We start from the raw sequence: 12,472 nt of genomic DNA on the forward strand, positions 1-12,472 counted from the left end.
AAAAATATGAAAAAAGTACTATTTGTTGCATCGGAATGTACACCATTTTTTAAGTCTGGTGGACTTGCTGATGTTATCGGTAGTTTACCGCAATATCTGGAACGAACGGGCGAATGCGAAGTACGCGTCATTTTACCGCTGTACAAAGATCTGAACGAATCGTATCGTGCTCAACTAAAAGAAGAAATGGTTTTCCAGACACAAGTCGGATGGCGCTTCCAGTACACACGTATACTATCATTAAAATTAAACGGCATTATGTATTACTTTGTAGACAATATGCACTATTTCAGTCGTGATGCGCTTTATGGTTACGGTGATGATGGTGAACGATTTGTATATTTTTCTAATGCAGTCATTGAGTTTATATATCGAGGAGATTATAAACCTGATGTATTACACGGTCATGACTGGCAGGCAGGTGCAGCAGTTGCAATTTGTAATATAAAAAAGCCGGTACAAAGCATAAAAACGGTATTCACGATTCATAACCTTAAATATCAAGGTTTATTGATGTATGATGCGTTTGAGAATTTATTTAACCTTGATCGCATTCACTTTGCAGGGTTTGAGTGGGGCGGTATGCTGAATTTAATGAAAGCAGCCATTTTTCATGCAGACAAGATAACTACGGTTTCACCGAGTTATGCAGAGGAGATTAGGACGCCATATTACGGAGAAGGGCTTGAAGATTTACTGAATATGCGTAGTCGAGATTTAGTCGGGATTGTTAACGGTATTGATGTTAAAGATTATAGCGCACTGTATGACAAAGCACTCGCTGTTAACTTTAAAAGCTCGATCGATAAGAAGCGACAGAACAAATGCGCACTGCAGGAGCAATTTGGGCTTCCGGTTCATTCAGATACGCCATTATATTCAATCATTACGAGAATGGTAGAACAAAAAGGACTGCATCTTGTGATGAGAATTATGGAGGAGTTTGTCCAGAATGATATCCAACTTGTCATAATGGGAAATGGCGACAAAGAATTTGAAGATTATTTTAAGTACCTTGAAGAAAAGTACTGTGACAAAGTAATATTTTACCGAGGTTTTGATGAACAGCTTTCAAGACGCATCTATGCGGCGAGTGATTTCTTTATTATGCCGTCGAAATTTGAACCTTGTGGACTGAGCCAGCTTATTGCATTACAGTACCGCGCAATCCCAATCGTACGTGAAACTGGTGGTTTAAGAGATACAGTACAACCTTTTAATGAAATTACGCTGGATGGTACAGGTTTATCATTTGCAAATTATAATGCACATGAACTACTGGATCGATTAAAGGCTTCATTGAAGATTTTTAATGATGATCATCAATACAAAGCACTAATTAAAAATATTACTAAAGTAAACCATAGTTGGGATGCTTCAGCTGAAAAATATTTAAAATTATATTAAGGAGACTGCAATGAAAACTTATACTAAATCAGAATTTCGTAAAAAGTTAGAAATGAAGTTGACGAATAAAAGAACAGCAACATTAGAAGCCTCTATGAATAACGATTTATTTTATGCGATTTGTTCGTTATTAAAAGATGAAATTAATCAGGCAGGTTTAGAAACGAAACAAAATAATATTAAACAAAAGCGACGTCAAATAAACTATATTTCTATGGAATTTTTGATTGGAAGACTGATTGAGAGCAATTTACTCAATGCAGGACTACTTGATGTATGTAATGAAGTGTTAATCGAATTAGGAAAGGATCCGAAAGCAGTATACAGTGAAGAGAATGATGCCGGTCTTGGGAACGGTGGATTAGGACGACTTGCAGCTTGTTTCCTTGATTCCATCGCTTCACTTGGGTATATGGGTAATGGATTTGGAATACGCTATCGCTACGGATTATTTGAGCAGCGTATCGTTGATGGCAATCAAATCGAATTACCGGATAACTGGTTACAGGAAGTATATCCATGGGAAACGAGACGTATTGAAGAAGCAGTTCATGTTCATTTTGGTGGTGAAGTGACCGCTGAACAATTAGCAGATGGTAATTTAAAGTTCAATTATAAAAATCAGGAAACTGTACTTGCAGTACCTTACGATGTAGGTGTTGTAGGTTATGATAATGACGTTGTTAATCAATTGAGATTATGGAGTGCTGAATTACCGAATGATACAGTTGATGCGGATTATTCGAATCGTTTAGAACATATGCAAAGTGTTGAGCGAATTTCAGGATTTTTATACCCGGATGATTCAACAGAAGAAGGCCGTTTCCTAAGATTGAAACAGCAATATTTTTTAGTATCTTCTACGATTCAGACATTAATTAAACAATATAAAGAACGTTATCAGTTACCGATTACAGAATTCCATAAGTATCACTGTATTCAAATTAATGATACGCACCCAACATTCGGAATACCTGAACTGATGCGTATTTTAATGGATGAAGAAGGATTAGGCTGGGATGCGGCATGGGAAATCGTTACGAAAACATTTGCGTATACGAACCATACAATTATGCAGGAAGCACTTGAAAAATGGCCTGTATCTCAAGTAAACCGCGTTAACCCAAGAATTTTCATGATTATTAATGAAATAAACGAACGTTTCTGTAGAGAAGTGTATGATAAACATCCTGATATGCGTGATAAAATTAGTGATCTTGCAGTTATTAGTCATGACGTTGTACATATGAGTAAACTTGCAATTGTTGGATCATTCAGCGTTAATGGTGTTGCTGCGCTGCATTCACAAATTATTCAAGATCATACATTCAATGATTTCTACAAAATTACACCGGAGAAATTTAATAATAAAACGAACGGAATCACACATCGACGCTGGTTAATGGTATCAAACCCGAAGTTAACGCATCTTATAAATGATGCAATTGGAGACAACTGGATTAAATATCCTGGAGAACTGACACAACTGATGCGTTATTACAACGATACATCATTTTTAGACCAACTTGCAGAAGTGAAGCTGCACAATAAACAAGTATTACAGGAAGTGATATATAAGCAGACGGGAATTGAAGTTGATGCAACTTCTGTATTTGACGTACAAGTGAAACGACTTCATGAATATAAGCGTCAACTACTGAATTTATTACACATTATTTACTTATATAATGAAATTAAGCGTAAACCGTCGATTAAAATTCAACCACGAACATTTATATTCGGCGCGAAGGCAGCACCAGGGTACCATATTGCGAAAGAAGTTATTAAATTAATTCATGCAGTCGCAAATGTCGTTAATCATGATAGCGATGTCGCAGATCGAATTAAAGTTGTGTTTTTAGAGAATTATAATGTTACACTTGCAGAAGACATTATGCCTGCAGCTGAAATTTCTGAACAAATTTCAACAGCATCGATGGAAGCATCGGGGACTGGTAATATGAAAATGATGATGAACGGTGCGATAACACTTGGTACGATGGACGGTGCAAACGTTGAAATTGCGGAGCTTGTCGGTAATGAAAATATATTTATTTTCGGACTAAGTTCAGAAGAAGTAATCCAATATCAATTAAATGGTGGGTATCGTGCCGAAGACATTTATAAAACAGATGTACGTGTGAAAAGTGCGATGGATGCTCTTATTAATGAACAGTTCGGACATGATTATGCGTTTAATGATTTATACTATCATATATTAACGAATAATGATCCGTACTTTATATTGAAGGATTTCAATGCTTATGTAGATATTCATCTTACTGCGATGGCAACATATCAGGATAAGAAGAAATGGAATCAGATGAGTTTAATGAATATTATGAAGTCTGGTTCATTTTCAAGTGATAGAACGATTAAACAATATGCAACTGATATATGGAAGTTGAAATAATCAAAAACTGAGACGGCATCGTCTCATTTTTTTTGTTGAAATTTTACATCAATCTGTTATACTAAATGTATAACAACCATATATTTTTTGTATTAAAATCTGTTCTATAAATCGTATAACAAATGGAGGTGTATGACGATATATATTGAATTAAATGAAGAAAGTACAACACCTGTATATTTGCAGCTTGCAAATGCGATTATTGCGAATATAGCATCAGGAAACGTAGTGCCATATGATGCTTTGCCTTCAAGCAGAAGTTTAGCGCGTGGATTACAAATAAACATGCATACTGTGAATAAAGCATATCACTATCTGGAAGATAAAGGGTTAATCTTAGTTCAGCCTAAGTCAGGTGCGATTATTCATCCGGATGCATTGAAGACCGCGACGAAAGCTGAACAGGAAGATTTACTGGAGCGTTTAAAGCCAATAATAGATGAAGCAAAATGTAAGCAGCTCGATGTATCGGAATTATTAAAAACTTTAGAGGAGCGTGAATAATATGGAAGCCGTAATTACAACGATTATTGTACTTTGTACTGGTTTACTTTTTTTACTGAATGCACGATATATTAGACGCAACATTCTTTTTAGTGTATATGTGCCAGATGATAAACGTACTGATAATAATGTTTTGAATATTGCACGTACGTATAAAAGAAATGTATTCATAATGAGTATATTATTTGCTGTTATTAATTTAATTTTAATGACGATTTTACAGTCTGAATTGGCGTTTATTCTATTTACGTTACTGTTATTTCTATTGATCATCGCAATGATATGGATATATAGAAGTGCTTTTAATCAGATGAGGTTTTTAAAAGAGAAAGAAGACTGGATGGCAAACATTAAAATGTATAAAGCTGTTGATACAAGTTTAATGGATGGAGAAAATTCGACGACATCATACTTCTATTTAATACAATTATTAATGCTTTTTGCAGCGGTTATATATGTCGCAATTAATTATCATACAATTCCATATACAATTGCGACACACTGGGGACTAAATGGTGTGCCGGATGATTGGAGCGATAAAAACATAATTACTGTATTCTTCCCGGCAGGTATGGCACTGTTTATGATATTTGTACTGTGGGGTTCAAGTAAAGGGTTAACTTTCTACCAGGTAAATGTCAATCCTGCGAATAAAGAAGCTTCGAAAAAATATGCGGCAAATACAAAACGCAATAACGAAATGTTACTTCATGTCATATCTTTTATTATGACAATTTTATTTATCTTCATTCTCGTAAGACCTGTATTGTTCGGTAAAGAATATATGCCGCCATATATAATGGAAAGTATTATATTTATATCTATAGTAGTCGTTGTTTTCGGTATTGTTCAGCAAATCAGTAACGATAAGAAATATCGCGCCTCAGCTGCATTAAATGATAAAGCACCGTATCATAACGAAAAAAATTATATATGGGGATTGTTTTATTATAATAAAGAGGATGAAAATGTATGGGTTCCAAAAGTCTCTGAGTTTGGAATGACACTTAATATGGCAAGACCAGCTGCATGGTTTATCTCATTTATGATCATTGTGTTTCCAATCATACCAATTGTGATAATGATTATTATGACTTGAGTTAAATCATTAATATGTTCTGGGATATGTGTGAATTTAAATCAAACCGGGATATTCCAGTGAAGTAATTTGAAATGTTGTGACAGTGATCGTTAAAAGCTAAGCGAATGCTTAGCTTTTTTAATTTTTTAAAAATAAAATTTTGAAAAGTGTAAAAAGAATATGACAATTAACAGCTAATATTTGTTATTATAGAAAGGACATGTGTATATATAATAAAAACAGAAAGGGATTGTTGTTGTGGATATTTTAATAGGAACAGGTTTCTTACTTCTTGTTCTCGTGTTGTTTACGTTATTTACGTATAAAGCGCCATCTGGTATGAAAGCAATGGGCGCATTAGCAAATGCAGCGATTGCAACATTTCTTGTCGAGGCATTTCAGAAATATGTTGTAGGCAATATATTTGGAATAAAGTTTCTCGAAGAATTAGGTGATACAGCTGGAAGTCTCGGTGGTGTTGCTGCAGCTGGATTAGTTGCATTATCTATCGGTGTTTCTCCTGTTTATGCACTCGTTATTGCAGCGAGTTGTGGCGGTCTTGATTTATTACCAGGATTCGTTGCAGGTTATGTTGTTGGTTATATTATGAAGTATGCAGAAAAATATGTACCTGAAGGTGTTGATTTAATTGTAGGCATTATCTTTATTGCACCACTTGCAAGAATGCTTGCAATGCTTGTTACACCTTTGGTGAATAATACATTAATTAAAATTGGAGATGTTATACAGCAATCGACAGAAGCAAGTCCACTTATTATGGGATTTGTACTTGGTGGTATTATTACAGTTGTTGGAACAGCACCACTGAGTTCGATGGCGTTAACTGCATTACTCGGACTAACAGGGTTACCGATGGCAATAGCGGCTATGGTATCATTCAGTTCAGCATTTATTAATTCTACAATGTTCTATAAATTGAAGTTGGGCGATCGTGCTTCTATCGTAGCTGTTGGAATCGAACCATTATCACAGGCAGATATTATATCTTTAAACCCAGTACCGATATATTCGTGTAACTTTATCGGAGGTGCACTTGCTGGTATGGTGATTGCACACTCTGGAATGATTAACGATGCACCTGGTACTGCGAGTCCATTAGCCGGATTTTTAGTAATGTTTGGTTTCAATGATCCGCTGCAAATTATCGGATGGGGTAGCGTTATTGCAATTATTTGTTTAATTGTAGGGCTCATCGGTAGTCGCATATTCAAGTCATATCCATTGCGCAGGAAAGCAGAGTTCTTATAATGTGCAGTTATACATCTAAAGTATGACCGTGTGAGAATATCTTTTTATATAATATTAGTGTTATAATAGTATAGAATTTTTATATAAGGAGATAGTATATGTTAAAAGAGATTAAAGAATGGGTAATATCGATAGTTGTTGCAGTTATCGTATTTATGATTGTACATACATTCTTATTTGCGACGTATTCGGTAAATGGGGACTCTATGTATCCAACATTTAAAGATAAAGAACGTGTCATAATAAATAAGATTTCAACGCGTTTGGACAGTATTGATAGAGGAGACATTATCGTATTCCATACGGATACGAATAATGATTATATTAAGCGTTTAGTTGGTAAACCTGGTGATACGGTAGTGTACAAAGATGACAAGCTTTACATAAATGGTAAATTCGTTCAGGAAGATTATTTGAAGGAAAATCGTCAGAACAAAACAAATGAAAAATTAACAGATGATTTTTCGGTAGATACTTTAGTAAATTCAAATGGCAGTAATACAATTCCAGAAGGAAAATATTTAGTGCTTGGCGATAATCGTGAAGTTAGTCTTGATAGTAGAAGAGAGTTAGGACTTATTAATAAAAGCGACGTCGTAGGAAAAGTTTCATTACGTATATGGCCGATCAATGCATTTGCAACCGATTTTTATGAATCAAATTTTGATTCAGTAAATAAATAGAAATAATAAAGTCCCGGGATGAGTTATCCCGGGACTTTATTAAAAGAAAAACTGAGACATTCGTCTCAGTTTTTTATTATGCAGTTACCCATTGTGATGGGCCAGCAGTGTTATATAATTTTACAGCTGCTTGATCCTGAATGTATTCTGGTGCTGATGCTGGTGATTTACCAACCCAACCTGCAGGAGCTACTGAATCCCAAGTTGATTGTAAGAATTGATATTTACCTGCTGCTCCTGAAGTAGGGTTGATTGCACGAATATTTCCACCTGATTCACGTTGAGCAATTAATTTTAAATGATCGTTTACTTGAACATTAGAACCAGTTGAAGCTTGATAGCTTTGAGCTGGTGCTTTATAAGTTTGAGGTGCTTGATAGTTTTGTGCTTTAGGTGCTGCATACGTTTGAGCTGGTGCTTGAGCTACAGGTGCTTGTGCTTGAACAGCCGGAGCTTCTTGTTTGAAGTTATTGTTTACAACTGAGCTGAATACTTCTGAATCAGCTGCGCCAGTGTATTTGTATTCCCATGTCCAGTATGCACCATTTGACTCGAAATTGAAGTTATATCCATCTTTTGAAAACTCATAATGGTATGCACCTTTGTGTACCGGGTTTTCATTTAAAGCTGATGGGTTGTTTAAAGCTAAGTTTGCTAACTCTGCTTTGTTAACTTGAGTTTGTTGTGTTGTTTCTGCTGCATCTGCGTGAGATGCTGATACTCCTGTTACGCCTAATGCTAATGCTAAAGATGAAGTCATAATTGCTTTTTTCATTATATAAAATCCTCCAGTTAATTTCTAAATTAATTTTTAATTTTAAGTTTTGCCAATCGAATAATTGATTGGTCAAGTGACACTACATACACTAACACATAAAAAATGCTCGTGCGTTACAGCTATATAACAAATCATTGATTTAATGAAATGTTATTGTAATATTCGTTTGAAATATGTCGAGCTGTAACTGGACATAATTTAAACATATATATTTCATCATTACAAACAAAAAGGGATAATTTTAAATGTAAGAAAATATTATTTGGAAAAAATTTTAATGAATTATTATTTAATCATTCAACTATTAATTTTGAAAAGAACTGTCGTACCAACACGTTTAGAAGTATGTAAAATTTTGTTAGTAATGTCATTCGTTTTTTATTATTTTTTTAATAAAAATATTAAAAATTTTTATTAATTAAAGTCAAAGATAGTCAAATAATAGTTTGACTATCTTTGATTTAAGGTGTATAATGTAATTGTAGAGGAGATAAGAAACCTCTGCAAATATGACAAACAATTGAATATAGGAGTGATTATTTATGAATAACGGAATTTTTGATAGCAATTTTGATGCAATTTTTAATAGAATGTTTAACGAAATGAATAATGGACAAGTTTCACGTAAGTTTTATATTAATGGACAGGAAGTTCAGCCTGAGGCACTGATGCAGGAAGGAAACGTACTGCCACAGCAAAATAAACAAAGTGGTGATAGCTTTTTAACTAAGATAGGTAGAAATTTAACGGAAGAAGCAAGAAATAACTTGTTAGATCCTGTAATTGGTCGTGACAAAGAAGTACGTCAAGCTGCTGAAGTTTTAAGCAGAAGAATTAAAAATAACCCTATTTTAGTCGGTGAAGCAGGGGTTGGTAAGACTGCAGTTGCTGAAGGTTTAGCCCAAGCAATCGTAAAAGGTGATGTTCCTGCATCCATTAAAGATAAAGATATTATCTCAATTGATGTATCGTCTCTTGAAGCAGGTACACAATACCGAGGTGCGTTTGAGGAGAATGTACAGAAGTTACTTGATGAAGTAAAAGAAAAAGGAAATGTTGTATTATTCATTGATGAAATTCATCAAATTATTGGTAGTGGCGCGACTGGTGGAGATTCAGGCAGTAAAGGATTATCAGATATATTAAAGCCTGCTTTAAGTCGTGGCGAAATCTCGATTATTGGAGCAACGACTCAAGATGAATATCGTAATAATATATTAAAGGATCCGGCACTGGCGCGACGATTCAATGAAGTAGTAGTCAATGAACCATCTAAGTCAGATACAATTGAAATACTAAAAGGAATCAAACATCAATATGAACAACACCATAATGTCGTAATTGAAGACGATGTTTTAGAAACAATTGTCGCATTATCAATTCAGTATATGCCTAGCCGCATGTTACCGGATAAAGCGATTGATCTGATGGATATTACTGCAGCACATATTTCTTCACGAAACAATGTCGTCGATAAAGTTGAAACAGAGAATGAAATTGAGCAGTTAGAAACTGAAAAACTTCAGGCAGTTGATAAAGAAGACTTCAGCCATGCACATGATTTACAAATGAAGATTAAATCATTACAAGATCAGTTATCACAAGAAATTGTAAGCAATCACGTTACGAAAGAAGATGTATCAGCTACTGTAGAACGTATAACAGGTGTTCCGGTATCGCAAATGGATAATAATGAGATTGAACGTCTTAAACATATGCAATCCAGACTTGAAGGTAAAGTCATTGGCCAGGATGAAGCAGTTCAGGCAGTAGCGAAAGCAATAAGACGTAATCGTGCAGGATTTGATGACGGTAATCGACCAATAGGTAGCTTCTTATTTGTAGGACCTACAGGTGTCGGTAAAACAGAACTTGCAAAACAATTATCGTTAGAACTATTTGGTACGACTGATTCAATGATTCGCCTTGATATGAGTGAATATATGGATCAGACTGCTGTATCTAAAATGATAGGTACGACAGCTGGTTACGTCGGTTACGATGATAATTCAAATACATTAACAGAACGTGTACGCCGTAACCCATATTCAGTCATTCTGTTAGATGAAATTGAGAAAGCGAACCCTCAAATATTAACATTATTACTGCAACTATTAGATGATGGTGCATTAACTGATGGACAAGGTAATACAGTAAACTTTAAGAATACAATTATAATCGCAACAAGTAACGCTTCATTTGGTGAGGATAGAGACCGTGCTTCTATATATGAAGAGTTACAAGGATACTTCAGACCTGAATTTTTAAATCGATTCAATGCAATAGTGGAGTTTAAACATTTACAAAAAGATGATTTAAAACAAATCGTCAACTTAATGTTAGATGACGTAGCACAAGTAGTTGCTCGTAAATCTATTGAAATGGGAGTAACTGACCGCGCTAAAGATTGGTTAGTAAATCATGGTTATGATAAGGCGCTTGGAGCGAGACCGTTACGACGCTTAATAGAAAGTGAAGTGCGTGATACAATTACAGATTATTATTTAGATCATACGGATATGACGCACGTAATGGTTGATGTAAGCGAATTTGATGATGGATTAATCGTAAAACAGTAATACTAATATAGAAAGTACCAGAATATCGATTATTCTGGTACTTTCTTGTTTAAATAGTTATTGCGTAGTTGGGCTACATAGTCATCTTCAGGTGTGATCATCACAGTAATTTGATCAGTATACGTTACAAAGCCCGGCTTAGCGCCACTAGGTTTGTGGACATGCTTAATTTCTGTATAGTCAACAGGTATTTTTGAAGAACCATGTGCTTTTGAGAAATGTCCCGCAAGAATTGCAGCGTCTTCAATTGTGCCGTCTGTAGGATTGCTATCCATTATTACAACGTGACTACCTGGAATATCTTTCGTATGGAACCAGAGGTAATTATTTCGACTGAGTTTGTGCGTTATATATTCATTCTGGAGGTTATTGCGTCCAACGACGATTTCCTGTCCGTCACGAGATAAATAATAATCTATTGATGACTGCTGATTCTTTTTAGATTGCTTTGATTTATGTTTCTTTTTAATTAAATTCTGTTCTGCAAGTTCAGTTCTAATATCATCGATATCATCTACTGAAATATGATCAAGTTGCATTTGTATCGTTTCAATATATGCAATTTCATCCTGAGTTGCTTTTATTTGTTCAGCAGCATGTGCTTTTCGAGTTTTTAATCGGTTGTACTGCTTATAATAATATTGAGCATTCTCAGCTGGAGACTTTCTCGGATTCAACGGAATTGTAACAGTTTCTTCATTATAATAGTTTACAGTTGTAAGTTCATCCATACCTTGTTTTAACTGATACATATTACTCGTAATCAATTCACCAAATAAATTCATTTCATCCATGCGCTTTGTCTGTTCAAGCTCATCGACAAGTTTTGCAAGTTTTTTTTCATTTTTCTGTAACAATGAATTAAGATGGCGAGATAAGTCATTTGTCTGATTACGCACACGTTCACGTACTGCGCGATCTTTATAATAATCATCCAGCATCGTGCTTAAACTATCATATGTTTTAATTTCTGTACTATGTGCAACAGGTCTGAAATAAAAATCTTCTCTTCCATCTACCTTAAAAATTGCGGGATTAGATTTTATCAATTGCATAAATTGATTGAAAGCACGATCAATATCACTATCCATCGATAACATTTCTTTTACTGCTAGTGGGCTGAAACCTTCAAGGTGTTTAAGAACTGCTTTATGAATAGGAAGTGACATTTCTAGTGCATCTTGAATGGAATCAACTTCAAAAGGATTTGTTTTCTTTTCAGTCGGAGGAAATTCATAATTAAAACCAGGCATTAAAGTTCTTGCGCTATTCGTATTAGGTGTTAAATGTTTAAAGCTATCTAATATTTTATTGTTTTCATCCGTTAAAATAATGTTGCTATGTTTCCCCATAATTTCTAAGTAGAGATGACGTTTAATGCGGTCTCCAATTTCATCTGTATTATTAATGATGAAATGAACGATACGGTCATTTCCAATCTGATTGATATGTTCGATAATACCACCTTCTATATGTTTGCGTAACACACGCAGGAACATTGGTGGTTCAAATGGATTATCAAATTGATTGTTCGTTATATGCATACGAGCGAAATTTGGATGGATTGATAACATCAGTTTCTGATTTTTGCGGTTCGCTCTAATCGTTAATATCACTGTATACTGATCGGGTTGAGTAATTTTATTAATACGCGTCGTTTCCAAAAACGATAATTCCTTAATGATCTGATGCGTAAATAAGCCGTCAAATGCCATGTTTTCACCTTCTTTATATAATGTTTATAGTGTAACATGAAAT

The 12,472-nt window shown here is 34.7% G+C and carries 9 protein-coding genes; 7 read left to right on the forward strand and 2 right to left on the reverse strand.

Annotated features, from left to right (window positions below; genetic code table 11):
- Nucleotides 1-6 precede the first annotated feature (6 nt).
- The 6 genes from LAU42_RS04540 to lepB all read left to right on the forward strand — a co-directional run bounded on the left by LAU42_RS04540 (nucleotide 7) and on the right by lepB (nucleotide 7,357).
- Nucleotides 7-1,407, forward strand: a complete 1,401-nt coding sequence (locus LAU42_RS04540) for a glycogen synthase (protein WP_224184502.1) — start codon at nucleotides 7-9, stop codon at nucleotides 1,405-1,407.
- Nucleotides 1,408-1,417: 10 nt separating this feature from the next.
- Nucleotides 1,418-3,820 carry a glycogen/starch/alpha-glucan phosphorylase gene (locus LAU42_RS04545; RefSeq protein WP_224184503.1) on the forward strand — a complete coding sequence of 801 codons (2,403 nt, stop codon included), beginning with the start codon at nucleotides 1,418-1,420 and terminating at the stop codon, nucleotides 3,818-3,820.
- 132 nt (nucleotides 3,821-3,952) lie between these two features.
- Entirely contained in the window at nucleotides 3,953-4,324 is a 372-nt protein-coding gene (locus tag LAU42_RS04550; RefSeq protein ID WP_224184504.1) for a GntR family transcriptional regulator, read from the forward strand.
- A gap of 1 nt (nucleotide 4,325) precedes the next feature.
- Nucleotides 4,326-5,423, forward strand: coding sequence for a DUF1648 domain-containing protein (locus LAU42_RS04555; RefSeq protein ID WP_224184505.1), 1,098 nt, complete (start codon nucleotides 4,326-4,328; stop codon nucleotides 5,421-5,423).
- A 240-nt stretch (nucleotides 5,424-5,663) separates the two neighbouring features.
- Nucleotides 5,664-6,674 (forward strand): PTS sugar transporter subunit IIC, encoded by a 1,011-nt coding sequence (locus tag LAU42_RS04560; RefSeq protein ID WP_224184506.1) that lies wholly within the window; start codon nucleotides 5,664-5,666, stop codon nucleotides 6,672-6,674.
- A gap of 98 nt (nucleotides 6,675-6,772) precedes the next feature.
- Entirely contained in the window at nucleotides 6,773-7,357 is a 585-nt protein-coding gene (gene lepB / locus LAU42_RS04565; protein ID WP_224184507.1) for a signal peptidase I, read from the forward strand.
- Nucleotides 7,358-7,433: 76 nt separating this feature from the next.
- Here the strand turns inward: lepB and LAU42_RS04570 are convergent, their stop codons facing one another.
- The gene (locus LAU42_RS04570) at nucleotides 7,434-8,132 is read right to left on the reverse strand and encodes a transglycosylase family protein (RefSeq protein ID WP_224184508.1); all 699 of its coding nucleotides are present in this window, start codon (nucleotides 8,130-8,132) and stop codon (nucleotides 7,434-7,436) included.
- A gap of 545 nt (nucleotides 8,133-8,677) precedes the next feature.
- Here LAU42_RS04570 and LAU42_RS04575 point away from each other — a divergent pair.
- A complete protein-coding gene (locus tag LAU42_RS04575; RefSeq protein ID WP_224184509.1) occupies nucleotides 8,678-10,714 on the forward strand; it encodes an ATP-dependent Clp protease ATP-binding subunit in 2,037 nt (678 codons plus the stop codon).
- A gap of 29 nt (nucleotides 10,715-10,743) precedes the next feature.
- On the opposite strand, the gene LAU42_RS04580 is transcribed toward LAU42_RS04575, so the two are convergent.
- The gene (locus tag LAU42_RS04580; RefSeq protein WP_224184510.1) at nucleotides 10,744-12,429 is read right to left on the reverse strand and encodes an Rqc2 family fibronectin-binding protein; all 1,686 of its coding nucleotides are present in this window, start codon (nucleotides 12,427-12,429) and stop codon (nucleotides 10,744-10,746) included.
- Nucleotides 12,430-12,472: the final 43 nt, after the last annotated feature.

Source organism: Macrococcus armenti, assembly GCF_020097135.1.
In the GTDB taxonomy this organism is placed as follows: domain Bacteria; phylum Bacillota; class Bacilli; order Staphylococcales; family Staphylococcaceae; genus Macrococcoides; species Macrococcoides armenti.

Coding starts and splice junctions, on each gene's coding strand:
- LAU42_RS04580 (WP_224184510.1), bottom strand. CDS start 12,429: ATGGCATTTGACGGCTTATTTACGCATCAGATCATTAAGGAATTATCG.
- LAU42_RS04555 (WP_224184505.1), top strand. CDS start 4,326: ATGGAAGCCGTAATTACAACGATTATTGTACTTTGTACTGGTTTACTT.
- LAU42_RS04550 (WP_224184504.1), top strand. CDS start 3,953: ATGACGATATATATTGAATTAAATGAAGAAAGTACAACACCTGTATAT.
- LAU42_RS04575 (WP_224184509.1), top strand. CDS start 8,678: ATGAATAACGGAATTTTTGATAGCAATTTTGATGCAATTTTTAATAGA.
- lepB (WP_224184507.1), top strand. CDS start 6,773: ATGTTAAAAGAGATTAAAGAATGGGTAATATCGATAGTTGTTGCAGTT.
- LAU42_RS04540 (WP_224184502.1), top strand. CDS start 7: ATGAAAAAAGTACTATTTGTTGCATCGGAATGTACACCATTTTTTAAG.
- LAU42_RS04570 (WP_224184508.1), bottom strand. CDS start 8,132: ATGAAAAAAGCAATTATGACTTCATCTTTAGCATTAGCATTAGGCGTA.
- LAU42_RS04545 (WP_224184503.1), top strand. CDS start 1,418: ATGAAAACTTATACTAAATCAGAATTTCGTAAAAAGTTAGAAATGAAG.